Source organism: Gluconobacter sp. Dm-44 (assembly GCF_018256175.1).
GTDB lineage: Bacteria > Pseudomonadota > Alphaproteobacteria > Acetobacterales > Acetobacteraceae > Gluconobacter > Gluconobacter cadivus.
The window spans coordinates 323,512-341,780 of sequence record NZ_JAERLZ010000001.1 but is presented as its reverse complement, the minus strand read 5'-3'; the positions used below and the strand labels follow the sequence as shown (position 1 = coordinate 341,780).

Annotated in this window: 21 protein-coding genes; 20 read left to right on the top strand and 1 reads right to left on the bottom strand. The window is 58.8% G+C overall.

All coding sequences use genetic code 11. From position 1 onward, the window contains the following. Nucleotides 1-15 precede the first annotated feature (15 nt). The 14 genes from era to gloA all read left to right on the top strand — a co-directional run bounded on the left by era (nucleotide 16) and on the right by gloA (nucleotide 13,672). The gene (era, locus tag JK213_RS01565) at nucleotides 16-903 is read left to right on the top strand and encodes a GTPase Era (protein ID WP_194261571.1); all 888 of its coding nucleotides are present in this window, start codon (nucleotides 16-18) and stop codon (nucleotides 901-903) included. A 114-nt stretch (nucleotides 904-1,017) separates the two neighbouring features. Next, on the top strand, nucleotides 1,018-1,758 hold the full coding sequence (gene pyrH / locus JK213_RS01560; RefSeq protein ID WP_099285561.1) for a UMP kinase: 741 nt from the start codon (nucleotides 1,018-1,020) through the stop codon (nucleotides 1,756-1,758). Nucleotides 1,759-1,826: 68 nt separating this feature from the next. Beyond that, nucleotides 1,827-2,393 (top strand): ribosome recycling factor, encoded by a 567-nt coding sequence (gene frr / locus JK213_RS01555; RefSeq protein ID WP_194261570.1) that lies wholly within the window; start codon nucleotides 1,827-1,829, stop codon nucleotides 2,391-2,393. Between the two features lie 8 nt (nucleotides 2,394-2,401). Further along, complete coding sequence (gene uppS, locus JK213_RS01550) at nucleotides 2,402-3,169, top strand: polyprenyl diphosphate synthase (RefSeq protein ID WP_228125350.1); 768 nt, start codon at nucleotides 2,402-2,404, stop codon at nucleotides 3,167-3,169. Further along, nucleotides 3,166-3,996, top strand: coding sequence for a phosphatidate cytidylyltransferase (locus tag JK213_RS01545; RefSeq protein WP_194261568.1), 831 nt, complete (start codon nucleotides 3,166-3,168; stop codon nucleotides 3,994-3,996). Before uppS ends, JK213_RS01545 begins: the two co-directional genes overlap by 4 nt. Further along, a complete protein-coding gene (gene dxr / locus JK213_RS01540; protein ID WP_194261567.1) occupies nucleotides 3,989-5,215 on the top strand; it encodes a 1-deoxy-D-xylulose-5-phosphate reductoisomerase in 1,227 nt (408 codons plus the stop codon). The genes JK213_RS01545 and dxr overlap by 8 nt, the downstream gene beginning before the upstream one ends. After that, nucleotides 5,208-6,308 carry an RIP metalloprotease RseP gene (gene rseP, locus JK213_RS01535; protein WP_194261566.1) on the top strand — a complete coding sequence of 367 codons (1,101 nt, stop codon included), beginning with the start codon at nucleotides 5,208-5,210 and terminating at the stop codon, nucleotides 6,306-6,308. Before dxr ends, rseP begins: the two co-directional genes overlap by 8 nt. A gap of 180 nt (nucleotides 6,309-6,488) precedes the next feature. Then, on the top strand, nucleotides 6,489-8,909 hold the full coding sequence (bamA, locus tag JK213_RS01530; protein WP_194261565.1) for an outer membrane protein assembly factor BamA: 2,421 nt from the start codon (nucleotides 6,489-6,491) through the stop codon (nucleotides 8,907-8,909). Nucleotides 8,910-8,962: 53 nt separating this feature from the next. Further along, on the top strand, nucleotides 8,963-9,883 hold the full coding sequence (locus JK213_RS01525) for an OmpH family outer membrane protein (protein WP_194261564.1): 921 nt from the start codon (nucleotides 8,963-8,965) through the stop codon (nucleotides 9,881-9,883). A gap of 20 nt (nucleotides 9,884-9,903) precedes the next feature. Beyond that, complete coding sequence (lpxD, locus tag JK213_RS01520) at nucleotides 9,904-10,953, top strand: UDP-3-O-(3-hydroxymyristoyl)glucosamine N-acyltransferase (protein WP_194261673.1); 1,050 nt, start codon at nucleotides 9,904-9,906, stop codon at nucleotides 10,951-10,953. A 142-nt stretch (nucleotides 10,954-11,095) separates the two neighbouring features. Further along, nucleotides 11,096-11,575: a 3-hydroxyacyl-ACP dehydratase FabZ gene (gene fabZ, locus JK213_RS01515; protein WP_086649100.1), complete on the top strand. Its 480-nt coding sequence runs from the start codon at nucleotides 11,096-11,098 to the stop codon at nucleotides 11,573-11,575. A 5-nt stretch (nucleotides 11,576-11,580) separates the two neighbouring features. After that, nucleotides 11,581-12,438 carry an acyl-ACP--UDP-N-acetylglucosamine O-acyltransferase gene (gene lpxA, locus JK213_RS01510; RefSeq protein ID WP_194261672.1) on the top strand — a complete coding sequence of 286 codons (858 nt, stop codon included), beginning with the start codon at nucleotides 11,581-11,583 and terminating at the stop codon, nucleotides 12,436-12,438. A gap of 2 nt (nucleotides 12,439-12,440) precedes the next feature. Next, the gene (locus tag JK213_RS01505) at nucleotides 12,441-13,283 is read left to right on the top strand and encodes an LpxI family protein (protein WP_194261563.1); all 843 of its coding nucleotides are present in this window, start codon (nucleotides 12,441-12,443) and stop codon (nucleotides 13,281-13,283) included. Beyond that, nucleotides 13,283-13,672: a lactoylglutathione lyase gene (gene gloA / locus JK213_RS01500; protein ID WP_194261562.1), complete on the top strand. Its 390-nt coding sequence runs from the start codon at nucleotides 13,283-13,285 to the stop codon at nucleotides 13,670-13,672. The genes JK213_RS01505 and gloA overlap by 1 nt, the downstream gene beginning before the upstream one ends. Here gloA and JK213_RS01495 read toward each other — a convergent pair. After that, the gene (locus tag JK213_RS01495; protein ID WP_228125349.1) at nucleotides 13,656-13,871 is read right to left on the bottom strand and encodes a hypothetical protein; all 216 of its coding nucleotides are present in this window, start codon (nucleotides 13,869-13,871) and stop codon (nucleotides 13,656-13,658) included. The genes gloA and JK213_RS01495 overlap by 17 nt on opposite strands. Before the next feature lie 146 nt (nucleotides 13,872-14,017). Here JK213_RS01495 and rpmH point away from each other — a divergent pair, with 146 nt between their 5' ends. From rpmH to argB, 6 genes are all read left to right on the top strand, one after another. Then, on the top strand, nucleotides 14,018-14,152 hold the full coding sequence (gene rpmH / locus JK213_RS01490; RefSeq protein WP_062033507.1) for a 50S ribosomal protein L34: 135 nt from the start codon (nucleotides 14,018-14,020) through the stop codon (nucleotides 14,150-14,152). Nucleotides 14,153-14,163: 11 nt separating this feature from the next. Continuing rightward, a complete protein-coding gene (gene rnpA, locus JK213_RS01485; RefSeq protein WP_194261671.1) occupies nucleotides 14,164-14,565 on the top strand; it encodes a ribonuclease P protein component in 402 nt (133 codons plus the stop codon). Continuing rightward, nucleotides 14,562-14,813, top strand: a complete 252-nt coding sequence (yidD, locus tag JK213_RS01480; protein ID WP_194261560.1) for a membrane protein insertion efficiency factor YidD — start codon at nucleotides 14,562-14,564, stop codon at nucleotides 14,811-14,813. The genes rnpA and yidD overlap by 4 nt, the downstream gene beginning before the upstream one ends. Before the next feature lie 90 nt (nucleotides 14,814-14,903). Then, nucleotides 14,904-16,622 carry a membrane protein insertase YidC gene (yidC, locus tag JK213_RS01475; RefSeq protein WP_211571271.1) on the top strand — a complete coding sequence of 573 codons (1,719 nt, stop codon included), beginning with the start codon at nucleotides 14,904-14,906 and terminating at the stop codon, nucleotides 16,620-16,622. A 6-nt stretch (nucleotides 16,623-16,628) separates the two neighbouring features. After that, nucleotides 16,629-17,309 carry a ribosome biogenesis GTP-binding protein YihA/YsxC gene (gene yihA, locus JK213_RS01470; RefSeq protein WP_194261669.1) on the top strand — a complete coding sequence of 227 codons (681 nt, stop codon included), beginning with the start codon at nucleotides 16,629-16,631 and terminating at the stop codon, nucleotides 17,307-17,309. Further along, nucleotides 17,306-18,241, top strand: a complete 936-nt coding sequence (argB, locus tag JK213_RS01465; RefSeq protein ID WP_194261559.1) for an acetylglutamate kinase — start codon at nucleotides 17,306-17,308, stop codon at nucleotides 18,239-18,241. The genes yihA and argB overlap by 4 nt, the downstream gene beginning before the upstream one ends. Nucleotides 18,242-18,269: the final 28 nt, after the last annotated feature.

The following is an 18,269-nucleotide window of genomic DNA, read 5'->3' as shown; positions in this document are numbered from 1 at the left end:
ACAAAGGATCAGAACATGACCACGCGCTGCGGTTTCGTGGCTCTCGTCGGGGCCCCGAACGCGGGGAAATCCACCCTGCTCAACCGGATTGCCGGAGCCAAGCTGTCCATCGTCAGCCCCAAGGCGCAGACGACCCGTTTCAGGACGCTGGGCATCGTCATGCAGGACAATGCCCAGATCATCCTCGTGGATCTGCCGGGTATCTTCAAGCCACGCCGCCGTCTCGACCGGGCCATGGTCAACGCTGCCTGGTCGGGATCGCAGGACGCGGATCTGACGCTGCTTCTGGTGGATGCGAAGTCGGGTCTGCGCGAGGAAGTCCGCGAAATCATTGCGAAACTCGCAGAGAGCAAGGGCCGCATCTGGCTCGTTCTTAACAAGACCGACCTCGTGGAGCGTGGCGAACTGCTTCCTCTCACGCAGGAAATCGGCGGTCTGATCAGCGTGGAGCATGTCTTTATGCTGAGCGCGCGTTCAGGCGAAGGCGTGAATGACCTCATGGCCCGTCTGGCGACCGAACTGCCGGAAGGTCCGTTCCTGTATCCTGAAGATGACCTGACCGACCTGCCGGATCGCCTTCTGGCTGCCGAACTGGTTCGTGAGCAGATCTTCATGCAGACGCATGAGGAAATTCCCTATCAGGCCACGGTCGAGACTGAGAGCTTCAAGGAACGTCCGGACGGTTCTGTGCGGATCGAGGTGACGATCTATGTGTCCCGTCCCGGACACAAGGCCATTCTGATTGGCGAGGGCGGTCACAAGATCAAATCCCTCGGGGCGCGGGCGCGCATGGAGCTTCAGGAGCTTCTCGACCGCAAGTGCCATCTTTTCCTGAACGTCAAGGAACGTGCAGGATGGGACGAGGAAAAGGCCCGGCTTCGCGCCATTGGTCTGGACGACTGAAGAACACAGGTGCCGGAGCGTTTGAAATCCGGCATCCTGACATCGCTTGTTCCAATCCCGTTGCGTCTGTATGACGGGCGCAAATCAAGACACCACATCCAGCCGGAGACGGGCATGACGATCGAAAACCCAGAACAGAGCTCCTCCTACAAACGTGTCCTGCTCAAGGTGTCCGGTGAGGCGCTGATGGGCGATGGACCGTCAGGAGTCGATCCCGCGATGGTGGACATGGTTGCCGCCGATATCGCTGAAGTGCGGGCTTCGGGCGTGGAAGTCTGCCTCGTGGTCGGAGGTGGTAATATTTTCCGCGGTCTGGCCGCTGCTGCCAAAGGCATGGATCGCGCGCAGGGTGATTATGCCGGCATGCTGGCAACCGTCATCAATGCGCTGATGCTACAGAATGCGCTGGAGCGCCGTGGCATGGAAACGCGCGTCATGACCGCGATCCAGATGGCCTCGATTGCCGAGCCCTATATCCGTCGTCGTGCCGTGCGCCACATGGAGAAGGGCCGCGTCGTCATTTTCGCCGCCGGTACGGGTAATCCGTTCTTTACAACGGATACCGCGGCCGCCCTGCGCGCCAACGAGATGGAATGTGACGCGCTCTTCAAGGGAACGCAGGTGGATGGCGTTTATTCCGCCGATCCGCGCCGCAACCCGGACGCCCAGCGCTACGATCGCCTGACCTATCTTGAAGTTTTGGCCCGCGACCTGAACGTCATGGACGCTGCGGCCATCAGTCTGGCCCGCGAAAACAGATTGCCCATCGTGGTGTTCAACATGCATGCTCCCGGCTCTTTCAGTGCGGTCATGCGTGGGGAAGGGCGTTTCACCAAAATTATCGAAGCGGACTGATCTTCGCATTTTCAACGAAATCTTCAGGTTTTGTCCTGAGACCAACGTCGAACTGAAAGGAACAGCTCATGCCTGCTGACCTGAATGACCTTCTTGCCGATCTGACCCGCCGTATGGACGGCGCGATCGAAAGCCTGCGCCGCGACCTTTCCGGCCTGCGTTCGGGCCGCGCCAGTCCGAACCTTCTGGAGCCGGTCCGCGTCGAAGCCTACGGGTCCGAGGTGCCGCTGTCACAGGTCGGCTCCATCGCCGTTCCTGAGGCCCGGATGCTGACGGTTTCCGTCTGGGACCGCACGGTCGTGGGCGCTGTCGAGCGCGCCATCCGTGACAGTGGCCTCGGCCTCAATCCGTCCACGGACGGCCAGACAGTCCGCGTGCCCATTCCGGCCCTGACCGAAGAGCGTCGTAACGAACTTGCCCGTGCCGCTGCCCGCTATACCGAGAACGGCAAGATTTCCGTCCGTGGCGTACGTCGCGACGGTATGGAGCAGACCAAGGCTCTGGAAAAGAAGAGCGAGATCAGTCAGGACGATATGAAAACCTGGACGGATGCCATCCAGAAGCTGACGGACCAGTACATCAAGAAAGTGGACGATATTTTCGCGGACAAAGAACGCGAGATCAAACAGGTCTGATTGCGCATTTGCCCTTAGGATCTTTTCCCCGCTCTGAAGGCACGGTCTCCTCTCCCGCCGGGGGGGGAGCGAACGCTGTTCCCGTCCATGTCGCTGTGATCATGGATGGAAACGGCCGCTGGGCACGTGCGCGCAGACTCCCGGTGATCGCAGGACACCGCCAAGGTGCGGAGTCCGTGCAGAAATGCGTTCGTGCGGCTATCCAGCAGGGTGTGCGTTACCTCACGCTCTATGCATTTTCTTCCGAGAACTGGCGGCGTTCGACGAAAGAAGTCGGGGATCTGACGTCTCTGCTGCGCTTTTATCTGCGCCACAAGATCAACGAACTTCATGCGCAGGGTGTCCGACTGCGGATCATCGGCGAACCGGAGCGGTTCGAAGGCCCTCTGCGTGAAGAGCTTCGCCGCGCTGAAACCCTCACGCTTCACAACACGACGCTGACCCTCACGCTCGCGCTGTCTTATGGCGGCCGTGCGGAAATCGTACAGGCCGCGCGTCGTCTCGCCGAAGATGCTGTTGCAGGCCGGATTACACCTGACAACATCACTGAAAACACGCTTCATGATGCGCTTCAGACAGCCGATATGCCTGATCCCGATCTGGTAATCCGGACCAGTGGCGAATGCCGGTTGTCCAATTTCCTGCTCTGGCAGAGTGCGTATGCCGAGCTGATTTTCATGGACGTGCTCTGGCCCGATTTTGGTGAGTCAGAATTTCTGGATGCCCTGTCACGCTTTGCCGGTCGTCAGCGCAGATTTGGCGGACGCCCCGCATGAGCAGTGCTTCAGCACGCTGGTCCGATCTGAGATTGCGTCTTCTATCGGCCGCGGTCCTCGTGCCGGTTGCGGCTTTCTGCATCTGGCGCGGTGGTCTGGTCTATGATGCCCTGATCCTGCTGGCGATGTTCGGTCTGGTCTGGGAGGGCGAGACGCTTATTCGCCAACCTCTGAAAACGTGGCGTGGCGGTCTGCTGCTCGCTTGGCCCGTGATTGCTGGCCTTGCTGCCTTGAAAGGGGAGTGGAGCGCCGCCTTCTGGATGATCTGGCCCACGCTGATTTTTGGCTTTCCTGTCAGCGTTCCTGTCATAATCGCCATTGTTGGTGGCCTGTCGCTTCTGTGGTTGCGTCATCTGCCTTTTGGGATGGCGTCCGTTCTTTTCGTTCTGTCCGTCGTGATTGCCAGCGACAGCTTTGCATATCTGACAGGTCGTATTTTCGGTGGCCCGAAGCTGGCTCCGTCCATCTCTCCGGGCAAAACCCGCTCCGGCGCGATCGGAGGGCTTCTTGGAGCGTCTCTGGCGGGCGGTCTTGTTGCGTGGCTGGCCGTGCCGGGTACGCAGATCGGTGGTCTGATCTGCGGTGCGGTCTTGGGAATTTTTTCCCAAAGCGGAGATCTTCTGGAGAGCGCGGCCAAACGTCGGTTGGGCGTGAAAGATTCAGGACGCCTCATCCCCGGGCATGGCGGCCTTCTGGACCGCTTTGACGGCCTTCTTGCTGCGGCTCCTGCGGCGGCATTGTTATCGCTTGCGGTGGCAACGCAGCCTTTCTGGTCCATCCTTCCTGCACATTTACCTACTTCTTACGGGAGTTCTTCGCATGACTGACGGTTCTGCACGGTCCACACGCCGTCGCATCACAGTGCTGGGCAGCACCGGCAGTATCGGAACCTCCACGGTCGATCTCCTCGCCCGAATTCCGGATGAGATCGAAGTGCGGGCCTTGGTCGGAGGTTGCAACGCCACGCTTCTGGCAGAACAGGCCCGTCTTTTGAATGCCGAAGTGGCTGTTCTGCATGACGAAAGCCGTCATGACGAATTGAAATCGCTGCTGGCAGGCGCCGGCATCCGGACGGCCGCCGGTCGTCAGGCCGTGATCGAAGCCGGGGCCATGGAAGCCGACTGGACCATGGCTGCGATTACTGGTGCTGCGGGTCTGGAGCCCACACTGGCTTCCGTTCGCAACGGACATGCTGTGGCTCTGGCCAACAAGGAAGCGCTCGTTTGCGCGGGCGATGTCATGCTGCGTGCCGTGTCTGAAGCCGGAGCCACCCTTCTGCCCGTCGATTCGGAACATAACGCCATCGCCCAGTCTCTGGGCGGCTGCGATATGGAAACCGTTGAAAAGATTATTCTGACGGCGTCCGGTGGCCCGTTCCGCCAATCGACGCTTGAAGACATGCGAGCAGCCACCCCGGAAAAGGCCTTGAAGCATCCGACATGGTCTATGGGCGCCAAAATCACGATCGATTCGGCGTCCATGGCCAATAAAGGTCTGGAAGTCATTGAAGCTGCACGTCTGTTTGGTCTGACTGAAGACCGGATCGACGTTCTGGTTCATCCGCAGTCTGTCGTGCATGGTCTCGTGCAGTTCCGGGACGGCAGCCTCGTCTCGCAGATGGGCTCTGCCGATATGCGTATTCCCATTGCCCACACGCTCGCCTGGCCCAAGCGGATGGAGACGCCTTGCGGACGTCTGGATCTAGCCGCCTATGGCCGTCTGGAGTTTGAAGCGCCGGATGAAGTGCGGTTTGCCCCGCTTCGCCTTGCCCGGCAGGTTCTGCGGGCAGGCGGCGCGGCCCCAGCCGTGTTCTCTGCTGCCAACGAAATCGCCGTCGAGGCGTTTCTGAACCGCCGTATCGGGTTCCTTGGTATTGGCGAGACGATCGATGCTGCCCTTCAGGCCATGACTGAAAATCCCGAGCTTAAAAGTCTGGATGATGTCCTGCACTGGGATGCGCGAGGCCGGGAGCTTGCCGAGGCTCATATCCTGCGGACCAGCGGGCATCTGCGAAACCACCTCAGCGAGGCCACTCTGAATGCATGATCTTCTGCGGACCATTCTGGCCTATGTCCTGATTCTGGGCATTCTCGTCTTCATTCACGAACTCGGGCATTATCTGGCGGCGCGCTGGCGTGGCGTGAAGGTCGATACATTTTCGATCGGCTTCGGCCCCGCACTCTATCGCTGGCATGACCAGTCCGGGACCGAGTGGCGGATCAGCGCCATTCCTCTGGGCGGTTTCGTCAAGCCGCACGGCTTTGAAGGTCCGGAAGATGCGACCGAAGAACAGAAAGCCGCTTGGATTCCGGGGCGAACATTCCATGACAAACCCGTGGGATCGCGGGCGATCGTCATTCTTATGGGGCCGGTCTTCAATTTTCTCTTCGCCATTCTGGCGTTCACGGTGCTGTTCGCAGTCGTGGGCAAGCCGGAGCTTCATGGCGATATCTCACAGGTTGTCGTGGGAAGTCCTGCGGACCGTGCCGGGATCAAGCCGGGCGACGTGATTACCCAGATTGGAGAGACCCACATCCTCGGCGCCGAGGATGTGATGAATACCGTCTCTTCCCATCCAGGTCAGCAGACAGTTCTCGGGATCCATCGTGGTGCCGAAAATCTCAGTCTGCCTGTCACGTTTGATACCGTGAAAAGCGGCGGTCATGAGATGGGGAGCCTCGGGGTTGCTTTTGCCATTTCCCGCGGACGTCCGGTCTCGCTTCCCTCAGCTTTCATTATGGGCATTGAGGAAACCTGGGACAAATCGGTCATGACCTTGCAGGGCGTCTGGCAGATCGTCAGCGGCCAGCGGAGCGCCAAGGAACTGGGAGGTACGATTCGCATCGCACAGCTCTCAGGACAGGTCGCCAGCTACGGTCTGGCCAGCATCATCTCCTTTATGGCGCTGCTTTCGATCAATCTTGGCCTGATCAATCTCTTTCCAATTCCCGTGCTCGATGGGGGGCGTCTGGTCTTTTATGCGTGCGAACTGGTCCGCGGTCGCCCCGTCTCGCGCCGGGTCCAGGAGATCAGCATGCAGGTCGGAATGGCGCTGATCGGCGCTCTTTTCCTCTTTTCGACATTCAACGATCTGACCAACATCGGACTGTTTCACTGGATCTTTCACGCAGTAAGCTAAATATTCTGAAAAGACTTGTGATACAGTTGAACACGTCAGGGCATCTTGCGCGGGGCAGGGGTTATCGGATACCTCGGCCAGTGGCGTGACGTGTCAGTCGCCTGCAAAAAATATGTTACAAGGAAAGCCGGTTTGTCAGGATCACGGTCAAGAGGTTCCCGGTCTTCGAACACGCGTCTGATGCTTCTTGCATCAGCCTGTCTGCTGCCGGTCGTCCTCGGAACAGCTCAGGCGCGTTCCGTTCGTCATCAGGCCCCGGCATCAGCCCCCGGCGGAAACATCATCCAGGCGATCTCGGTCAAGGGAAATACCCGGATCGAGACGAGCACGGTGCTGTCCTACATGGTCGCCCAGCCGGGTGACACGTTCAATCAGGACGACCTCGACCGTTCTCTGAAGACGCTTTACGCCACCGGTCTGTTCAAGGACGTCACGCTACACCGCGACGGCAACACGCTGCTCGTGGATCTCGTCGAGAACCCGATCGTCAATCGCATCGTGTTCGAAGGCAATCACGCGCTGAAAGACGAAGATCTCCGCAAGGAAATCAGCCTGCGTCCCCGCGCGGTATTTTCGGCGGAAACCACGGCAGCCGACCGTCAGAAGATCCTGAACCAGTATGCAGGCAAGGCCCGCTTTGGCGCGACCGTCACGCCGCAGATCGTCAGGCTGTCCCATAATCGCGTTGATGTGGTGTTTAACATCAACGAAGCACAGCAGACTCTGATCAAGAAGATTGTCTTCGTCGGCAATCATGCCTTCAGCGAAGCGCGTCTGGCACAGGTCATTTCCTCCAAGGAATCGATCTGGTACCGCTTCTTCTCGTCCTCGGATGAGTATAATCCAGAGCGCATCAAGTACGATGCCGAACTGCTGCGTCGCTTCTATCTGCATAACGGCTTTGTGGACTTCCACATGGTCGATGCAACGGGTGAGCTTTCTCCCGATCACAAATCTTTCTACATCACGTTTACCGTCCATGAAGGTGACCGGTATCGTCTGGGTAAGATGGACGTCCGTTCCAGCGTGCGTCATGTAACGCCGGAAATGCTCCGTCCGCATATCGAGCTGTTCCAGCACCAGATTTATGACGGCACGGCGATCCAGAACAACACCAAGAATATGCAGGAATGGCTGCAGGCTACGGGTCATCCGTTTGCCATGGTCCGTTCGGAAATCGCCCGGAACCCGGAAAAGCGTGTTGTCGATCTGCTGTTCGATGTGACTGAGGGCCCGCATGTCTATGTCGAGCGCATTGATATCAATGGCAACACCATCACGCATGACGACGTAATCCGCCGGAACCTGCCGATGGCGGAAGGGGACCCGTACACCCCGTTCGATCGCAAGTATTCCAAGCTGGGTCTTCAGGATCTGGGATATTTCAGCTCCGTTTCCGTTGATCAGACGCAAGGCTCCGCGCCCGACCGCGTCAACGTTTCCGCAAACGTGGTCGAAAAGCCGACTGGCGAATTCTCGCTGGGGGGTGGTTATTCGACGGACGTTGGTATCCTTGGTAACGCCTCTATCAAACAGCATAACCTGCTCGGAACGGGTGTGGATGCCGGTATTTCGGGAACAGTCGCCTATTACGAAAAACAGGCCGACATCTCGATCACGGATCCATACTTCCTGAACCGGAACCTCGTGGCAGGTGCAGATTTCTACTTCATCCAGAACAACTACCAGACGTATCAGAGCTATAAGGAATCCCAGTACGGCATGAGCCTGCGTCTGGGTTATGCCTATAACCGCTATCTGTCGCAGTCGTGGAACTATACCCTCGTTGATCGTCAGGTCGGTAATTTCTACGATGCTTCTGCGGTTGCTTCTGATCCGAGCCTGATCCAGTGGGTCCCCTCGATCTATGTCCAGCAATCTGCTGGCTGGTCGTTGCTGTCGCAGCTCAGCACGTCCATAACCTATGATCGTCGTGACCAGCGGGCAAAGCCGCACTCCGGTTATATGTTTAAGGTTGGTGGTGACTTTGCGGGTCTGGGCGGTAACTCCAAATATGCCCGCGTTAAGGCTGACGGCGCCTATTACCTGCCGCTTGATGACCTGACCGGAAACCATGACTGGACCTTCCAGTTCAAAGGTGGCGTCGGTTACATGGGAGACTGGAGCTCCAGCGGAAACCGCAACATCATTGATAACTTCTATCTTGGTGGTGAAAACCTGCGAGGCTTCCTTCAGGGTGGTGTTGGGCCGCGTTCAGGCCATCTTAAAATCAACGGCGTTTATATTCCGGCTCAGGGACAGGAAGATCTTCTGGGTGGTCGTTTCATGTATACGGCCTCCGCACAGCTTAACTTCCCGCTGCCCATGGGGGACGATCTCGGGATTTCCGGTCGTGGCTTCATTGATGCCGGTAGTCTCGCGGGTGTGCGCGTCAAGCATCTTTACACGAACCGTACGAATGACGGGGACAACTATACCCCGATCACCGGTGACAATCTGATCCCGCGCGTTTCTGGCGGTCTTGGTGTGTCGTGGAAGAGCCCATTTGGCCTCGTCAACATTGATGGCGCCGTGCCGATCCGTAAAGAACATGGCGACCGTCTGTATCCGCTGCGTTTTGGTTTTGGCCAGCAGTTCTGATCTGCCTAAACCTTTTGCCATCCTGTTTTCCAACCCCTTGCCAAGAGGTGGTCATGACCCTCAATTCCCTGATGCGCACGGTTTCGGCCGGCGCGCTTCTGGCCGCGTCCCTTTTTGTCTCTACTCCGGGCGCCCACGCTCAGGCTGCTGGCGGCAATGGTGGCTGGTTCGTTCCCAAAGCCGCTCATCCTGATGCTCCGCCGCCGCGCCCCGTTCAGCGTCGCGTTCCCGAAGCCGCTCCTGAAGAGGAAGAAGAAGCCGCTCCTTCCGATCAGCAGCAGGCTCCTCCCGTCCTGCCTCTGCCTCCAATCCCGGCTCCTCCGAGCATTGCCAAGGGCGCTCCGCCTCCGGCTGCCATTATCGGTGTGATCAATGTTCAGGCCGTCATGCAGATTTCCAGTGCATGGCAGGAAATCCAGCAGGTTCTGGGCGCGCGTCGGGATCGTCTGGCGCAGGCTGTGCAGCGTGAAGAGGCTGCGTGGCGTGGTGAGCAGCAAAAACTGCAGGCTCAGGCTCGGACTCTGACATCCGACCAGATTCAGCTGCGGGAGCGTCACCTTCAGGAACGTCGCGCCAAGGACCAGCATGATTTCGGCGGTCAGGCCCGGATTATTCAGGAAGCAGCTCAGGTCGCCATGCACCAGATCGAGCGTGAACTGGAGGAGCCCAACGGCATTATCGCTGCCGTTGCCGCTGCGCATAACATGAACCTGATCCTGCATGCCGAGCAGGTCGTGTTGCATGTGGGTGGTCAGGATATTACCGAAGAAGTCGCTGCGCAGCTTAACAAGACGCTGCCGCATGTCTTTATCCCCGACGACGGTGTGGATCCGGAACAGCTCGCTCGTTCCGGCAAGATGCCGACAACCGCTGACGAACAGCGGCAGGCTCAAGGGCCACAGGCTCAGGGCGCGCAAGCCCAGCAGGCTCCGGCTTCTGCACCAAGCGAGTCCGTTCTTCGTCAGCATCACTGAAGCGAGTGACCGTGTCTGAAATGACAGCAAACGAGACCCGTCCCGGCGATAGCCGTTTTTTCCAGCGTTCCGGGCCTTTTGGTCTGGAACAACTGGCTGAGGCCTCTGGTAGCGAGATCGTTGCGTCAGCCTCAGGCAAAAATGTAGCAGCGTTTCGGGGCGTGGCTCCCCTGCATGTAGCTGGACCTGACGAGGTCAGCTTTCTCGATAATCGTCGGTACCTGCCGCTTCTGGCCGAAACGAAAGCGGGCGCTGTCATTCTGTCGCCTGCGTTTTCCGACAAGCTGCCGCCGGATACGGCCGGATTGGTCTGCAAAGCGCCCTATCTCGCCTGGGCCCGTGTCGCCACATTGTTCCATCCCGATCCGCAATCTACCGGAATCCGGCATCCGACAGCCTGCATCGCAGATGATGCAGAGATTGGCGACAATGTTGAAATCGGTCCCTTTGCCGTTATCGGAAGCGGAGCCCGTATTGGTCGTGACACCATCGTGGCCAGTCATGTCAGCATTGGTCAGAGCGTTGAAATCGGTTCGCGGTGCCGTATCGGTGCTCATGCCGCCATTTCTCATGCGCGTATCGGCGATCGCGTTACGCTCTATCCCGGCGTCCGTATTGGGCAGGATGGTTTCGGGTTCGCCGTCGGGCCGGAAGGGTTTGAAACCGTTCCACAGCTCGGTTTGGTCGTTCTCGAAGACGGCGTGGAAGTCGGCGCCAATTCCACGATTGATCGCGGGTCCATGCGGGATACGCTGATTGGTGCAGGCACCCGCATCGATAATCTCGTGCAGATCGGTCATAATGCCCGTCTGGGACGGTGCTGCATCGTGGTGTCGCAGGCGGGGATTTCCGGTTCCACGGAGCTGGGTGATTTCGTCACCATCGCCGCGCAGGCCGGTCTGATCGGACATATCAAGATTGGTTCCAAAGCCCGGATTGGCGCCCAGTGTGGCGTTATGTCGGACGTGGATGCGGGTGCCGACGTTATCGGTAGCCCTGCAATGCCGTTCCGCGAGTTTTTCCGGAATGTCGCCACCTTGCGGAAGCTTTCACGTAAAAGCAGTGACTAGCCGCCCTGTGGCGCGGATGGTAACTCCCCCTCAGGTTTGCTAAGGGAAGCCATTCGCGCTGCCACTGGGTAGCAATTGACAGACAACACCGCTTGAAGGGCATGGTGAAACGATGGACCGAGTGGACGCTCCAGCCGAACAGATGACTCCCGCGACAGACGCCGCCGCTGCAGGCCATCAGCTTCCGCAGAGCATCGACATTCTCAAGATCATGCAGTCGATCCCACATCGGTATCCGTTCCTGCTGATCGACAAGATGGTCGAGATCCATGCCGGGCAGTCCGCCATCGGCATCAAGAACGTGACGGTCAACGAGCCGTTCTTTCAGGGGCATTTCCCCTCCCATCCTGTCATGCCCGGCGTCCTGATTGTGGAAGCCATGGCCCAGACCGCAGCCACGCTGGTTGTGATGACTTTGGGTGAAGCGTTTGAAGGCAAGCTGGTTTATTTCATGACGATCGAAAACGCGAAGTTCCGCCGTCCGGTCGGCCCCGGAGACCAGCTCCGCATTCATGTGGACAAGGAGCGTTCTCGCGCGAATGTCTGGAAGTTCAAGGGTGTGGCCCGCGTTGATGGCGTGGCCGTGGCCGAAGCGACCTTCAGTGCGATGATCATGGGTTGACGTTGATGCAGATGGCAGGGAAGCGTCCCGAAACCGCCGAAATCCATGCGACCGCTCTCGTTGATCCGCGTGCGCGCATCGGCGAAAACGTGCGGATCGGTCCCTGGTGTCTGGTTGGCCCCAATGTTACCATTGGTGATGGGGTTTGCCTGCACGCATCTGTCATCGTGGATGGGTACACGACTCTACGCGAAAACGTGGAGGTCTATCCGTTCGTGACGATCGGACTGGCCCCGCAGGACCTGAAATATGCTGGTGAGCCTACGCTGTGCGAAGTGGGCGCCAATACGGTCATCCGTGAGAATGTGACGATTCATCGTGGTACAGCGCAGGGCCATGCTCTTACGCGTATCGGCGCGAACTGTTTGATCATGGCCAATTCCCATGTGGCGCATGACTGCGTCATTGGTGACCGTGTCATTATCGTCAACAATGTCGTCATGGGCGGCCATGTTGAGATCGATGATGATGCCAAGGTTATGGGATCGGCGGCATTGCACCAGTTCGTTCGGATCGGGCGCGGGGCTGTCGTCGGTGGCGTCTGCGGTGTGGAAATGGACGTTATTCCTTACGGAAGCGTTCTGGGCAACCGTGCCCGTCTGGTCGGGTTGAACTGGATCGGCCTGAAACGTTCAGGGGTTGGGCCGGAGGAAATGCAGGCCATGCGCCGTGCGTTCCGCACGCTTTATCCGCGTCATGGTGCGACGGAAGCCGTTCTGGAAAGCCGCATCGCTGAAGTCAGGGCAGAATACGGGCATCTTCCGCGCATCGCCGAGATGCTGGACTTCATGGAAGCGCCAAGCCGACGGGGCCTGACACGTGTTGCGCGTCAGGAAGGGCAGTCCGAAACCGAAGGCGCCTGAGCATGGGCGATCGAGGCTGCATCGGTATTCTGGCTGGTTCGGGACCACTTCCCGCGCAGGTCGCCGCCGCCGCCATTGCCAAGGGTCGCAAGGTTTTCGTCATTGGCTTCCGTGATTTCGCCGATCGTACGCTTCTTGGTCCTTACCCGCATGAAATCATTCGTCTTGCGGCTGCGGGTGATATTCTCGGCGCTCTCAAGAGAAACAACTGCCGCGAACTGGTTCTGATTGGGCCGGTTCGTCGCCCTGCATGGCGGGATCTGCGTCCCGACGCTGAGGGCGCGCGTATTCTAGCGCGTCTCGGGCGGGCGATTTTTTCCGGCGATGACGGGCTCCTCGGCGCAATCGTCCGTGTCCTTGGCGAAGAGGGCTTTCTTGTTCGGGGCGCCCACGAATTTCTTGAGCATGCCACGGGTCGTTCAGGGACACTGGGACGTGTTTTGCCTGATGCGCAGGCCCGACAGGACATCGCCCGTGGCGTCGATGTTCTTAAAGCGATGGCCGTGCTCGATATTGGTCAGGGATGTGTGGTCCAGAACGGGCTTGTGCTGGCAGTCGAGGCCTTGGAGGGCACCGACGCTATGCTGGGGCGCTGCGGACGCCTGATGCAGGCAGGAAGTGGTGGCGTTCTGGTGAAGATGCCCAAGACCGGACAGGATCTTCGAGCTGATATGCCGACGATCGGGCCGGAGACGCTGGAAAACGCAGCCCGGAACGGATTGCGGGGCGTTGCGTTCCAGCCGGGAGTAACGCTCATGACGGACCCTGACGGCTGCGTGAAGCTGGCCGATCGTTACGGGCTGTTTCTGTATGGGCTGACACCGGAAGATCTGAAGGACAAGTAATGAGTACGTTTCTGCATACGATGGTGAGAATCCGGGATATCGACCGGAGTCTGGCATTCTACAAGCTCCTTGGCATGAAGGAGCTTCGTCGCAAGGAAGTCCGGGAAGGGCGCTACACGCTTGTTTTCATCGGATTCGATGATAACGAACACGGCCAGGCCGAAATCGAACTCACCTATAACTGGGATCAGGAATCCGACTACGAGGTCGGGACCGGCTTCGGACACTTTGCAATTGGGGTTCCGGACGTGGCAGCTCTTGTTGAAACAGTCCGTACTGGCGGCGGCAAGGTGACACGGGAAGCCGGTCCCTTGAAATTCGGAACGATCATCATCGCCTTTGTTGAAGACCCCGACGGCTACAAAATCGAGCTTATCGAGAAAAAGTAGAGTTTTTAAGCAGTTTCAGTGCTTTTTCCAGCGCCTCGATGATGGTTTGCGCGTTCTGCTGGACGGTCCCGTCCTTGTGGCTGCTGAGAATATCGGCACAGAGGAGCGCAGGGGCCAGAGCGTTGCGCAGGTCGTGGCGAAAGGTGGCGGCGTCCTGAAGCGCTGTGCCAGAAGACGGGTTGTTACTGGACTCGGTCATAGGTTCAAGTTCCTGTAGCTCTGGCATTGACATGAAGGGCCTGTGTGCTTACAAGCCCGGGTCTCAATCACCGGGCGTTTCGTGCGCCCGATCGACGCGGATGTCCAGCAGTTGAGGCGTCCGCCTGGTTTTTAAGGATCAACGTCATGAAGCGCACGTATCAACCCTCCAAGCTGGTTCGCAAGCGTCGTCACGGTTTCCGTACGCGTAGCGAAACCGTCGGCGGCCGCCGCGTACTGGCCAACCGTCGCACCAAGGGTCGCAAGAAGCTCTCCGCCTGAGTTTGACCCAGATCGGTACGACCCATACACCGAGCCGTCTTAAAAAACGGCCGCAGTTTCTGCGTGTAGCCGGGAAAGGGCGCAAGGTCGCCACTCCCGGTATGGTTGTGCAGATCCTGCCGGATGACACAGCGACCGAAATCCGCGTTGGTTTCACGGTCACTAAAAAAGTCGGTAATTCTGTCATCCGTAACCGCACCCGCCGTCGTCTCCGCGAGGCTCTTCGCCTCGTTGCACGGGAAGACGGTTTGCCTTCCGGCGATTTCGTCCTCATTGGGCGGGACAAGACCCGTGGGCGCGAGTTCTCCCTTCTCAAAGACGATCTGCGACAGGCCCTTCGTAAAGGTCTGGATGTCAATTTCCGGGAAAAACCTTCTGGAAATCCCAATCATGCCCGGAATCGGACGAAATGATTGCGTCCCTCATCAGGAAAGCCGTCACGGCCCTGATGCTGTCGCTCATTGACGCCTACAAGCTCTTCATCAGTCCATTTATCGGCACCAACTGCCGGTTCGATCCGACATGCAGCACTTATGCGCTGACGGTGATCCGCGAGCATGGCCCTATTCGTGGTGGCTGGCTTGCCGTGCGCCGGATCGGGCGCTGCCATCCCTGGTCGGAAGGAGGTACGGATCTGCCTCCAAAGCCACACCGGCATTAAAAACACCCACCACCTATTGTTTTGGATGCGGTTTTCGGCCACTTGAAGCGCAAGCCCCATTCAGTGAGACGAAAGACCGGCATCCGCCCGATGGACATCAAGCGCATTATTGCGGCCACACTTCTCTCGGCCCTTATCCTGATCGGTTTCGACTATTTCATGCCGAAGCCCCATCAGGACGATCCCCATTCCGTCCCTCATGCACCCGCTGCGCAGGTTCAGTCCAGCGCTCCTGCTGCTGCGCCTGAAACATCTGCGGAGACGCAGGTTGCCGCACGGCGTATCCCACTATCCGGGCCGGACGTGCAGGGATCCGTCAATCTGAAGGGCGCTGTTCTGGATGATCTGATCCTCACGAAATATCGCGAGACGCTTGCCAAAAACAGCCCGCTCGTGCGGTTGCTGGACAAGGCGGGAAGTGCCCATCCGAATTTCGTTGTCATCGGCTGGACGAATGCTCCCGGCTCCAACGCCCATGTGCCGGACCTAAATACGGTCTGGGACAGCACGGACGAGACGCTGACGCCGGACCATCCGGTGACGCTGCACTGGGATAACGGGCAGGGGCTGGTGTTCTCCATCCAGATCGGGCTGGACGACCATTACATGTTCGCGATCAACCAGACGGTCGAGAACCATTCCGGGCAGCCCGTGGCGCTTGTGCCGTTCCAGCGCGTGCAGCGGGACTATGACGCGCCGGAAGGGGCTTTCACCGCGCATGAAGGTCCGATCGCGGTCGTCGGTGGCCGGATGCAGGACGAGAGCTATAAGAACCTCCGCAAGGGTGCTGACCACCCGGACCATGTCTCCTGGTCTTCGACGGGCACGAGTGGCTGGGATGGCATCAGTGACAAGTTCTGGCTGACAGCCGTGGCTCCTGCCGACGGTACGCCCGTTACGGCGAGCTTTGCTTACGTCCCGGGAGCGCCGGCATCTTATCAGGTTGGGATGTCCACACAGGCTCCCCAGCAGATCATGCCGAACGGCTCCATTACCGAGAAAAGCCATGTTTTCGCCGGGGCCAAGGTTCTCAGCCTGTTACAGGCTTACAGTAAGCAGCTTGGGATTCCTGATCTGGACAAGGCGATCGACTTCGGCTGGTTCAGCTTCCTGACCCGTCCGCTGCTGACGCTTCTGCACTGGCTGTATCTGCATATCGGCAATTTCGGTCTTGCGCTGATGGCGCTGACGCTGATCGTCAAGATCGTTCTCTTCCCGCTGGCCTCCAAGGCGGCCCAGTCTTCGGCGCGGATGCGTCTGCTGGCACCCAAGGTCAAGGAAATCCGGGAGAAGAACAAGGACGATCCGATGGCCATGAACCAGAAGGTCATGGCGTTGTATCGTGAAGAGAAGGTCAGCCCGGCCAGCGGCTGTCTGCCGATGCTGATCCAGGCTCCGATCTTCTTTTGCCTCTACAAAATCCTGAACATCAGCATTGATGCCCGTCATGCGCCGTTCTTCGGCTGGATCCGCGATCTGTCGATGCCGGATCCGACGAACGTCTTTAACCTTTTCGGACTGCTGCCCTTCGATCCGACGCATTATTCTTCATTCCTGCATGTCAGCATCTGGGGTGCGGCGCTCGGCCTGACGTTCTGGCTGCTGCAGCGCCAGACCAGTTCGACCGCAAGCCTTGATCCGGCGCAGGCACGCGTGATGCAGTTCATGCCGCTGGCTTATGTGTTCTTCATGTCCGGCTTTCCAGCCAGCCTTCTGGTCTATTACACATGGAATAACCTGCTGACGGTCGCGCAGCAGATGTTCATACAGCGCCGGACCGCTCTCCCCGTTCCGGTGTCCCGGACCTGAGGCATGATGAAAGAAATACCCGGGCCTCCGACCGAGGCCCAGATCGAGGATGGGCGGCTTCTGTTCGCTGGAGAATGTGAATTCTTCTTCGGCTCGCAGAAGATCGACCAGCTTCCTCCCATCGGTCGGCCCGAAGTGGCTTTCGCCGGCCGCTCCAATGTCGGTAAATCGAGCCTCATCAATGCGCTGACGGGACGTCGTGCGCTGGCACGGGCCTCTTCCGAGCCGGGGCGGACCAAGCAGCTCAACTTCTTCAATCTCGCTGACCGGATCTCTCTTGTGGATATGCCGGGCTACGGGTTTGCCAAGGCTGCGAAGTCGGTCAAGGAAGACTGGCAGGACATGATGTTCGCCTATCTTCGGGGGCGCACCACGCTGGAGCGGGTCATTCTGCTTCTGGATGCGCGGATCGAGCTCAAGGCGTCCGATAAGGACGTCATGGAATTGCTGGATCGTGCTGCCGTAGTGTTTCAGATCGTGCTGACCAAATGCGATCAGGTACGCCCCAAGGCGCTCGCAGCAAAGACCGCTGAAGTCGAAGCGCTGGCGCTCAAGCATGCCGCCGCCTATCCGCGGATCATCTCCACAAGCAGCGAGACCGGTTTCGGGATCGAGGATCTGCGGGCGGAAATCGCCCGTTTTGCCGTGCCACTCGAGACGTCAGGGGAAGGACAGTCCGGATCATGACCAGCAAGACCCACAGCGACAAACTGCCGGATGTGCCTCCGGTTGTGAATGCGGAAGAAGCGCAGGCACAGGCAGCTATCCTGTCGAGTGCCCTGCCGTTCCTACGCCGGTATGCCGGGGACACGATTGTCGTCAAATATGGCGGCCATGCCATGGGTGAAGGCAAGCTGGCGCATGCGTTCGGCTATGATATCGCTCTGCTCAAGCTGGTCGGGATCAATCCGATTGTGGTGCATGGTGGCGGACCGCAGATCAGCGCAATGCTGGACCGTCTCAAAATCCGCTCCGAATTCATTGACGGCCTTCGGGTTACGGACCAGTCGATGGTTGACGTGATCGAGATGGTTCTGTCAGGCAGCGTCAACAAACAGGTCGCCGAACTGATTAACCGGGCTGGCGCACTGGCTGTCGGTATTTCCGGCAAGGATGGTGGTCTGCTGCAGGCGCGCCGCCTGACACGGACAAAGCGCGATCCGGACAGTGAGATCGAAAAGGTCATTGATCTCGGTTTCGTCGGGCAGCCGGAAAAGATTGATCCGCGGGTCCTCTATGCGCTGCTCGGGGCCGGGCTGATCCCCGTGATTGCTCCGGTTGGCGTGGGTGCGGACGGCGAAACCTATAACATCAACGCCGATACGGCAGCGGGTGCGATTGCCGGTGCGGTCCATGCCTCGCGTCTGCTGATGCTGACGGATGTTCCGGGTGTGCTGGATGAAAACGGCAAGCTGATTGAAGAGCTGAGTGCTGAAGAGGCCCTGCGCCGGATTGCTGACGGTTCGATTTCGGGAGGCATGATTCCGAAGGTCGAAACTTGCCTTGAAGCCGTTCGTCAGGGCGCCAAGGCGGCTGTCATTCTGGACGGCCGTGTGCCGCATAGCTGTCTTCTGGAGCTTTTCACACGGGCAGGCCCGGGAACGCTCATCAAGGCATAAGCGGCCTGACGTTTAAATTGGCCTGGAG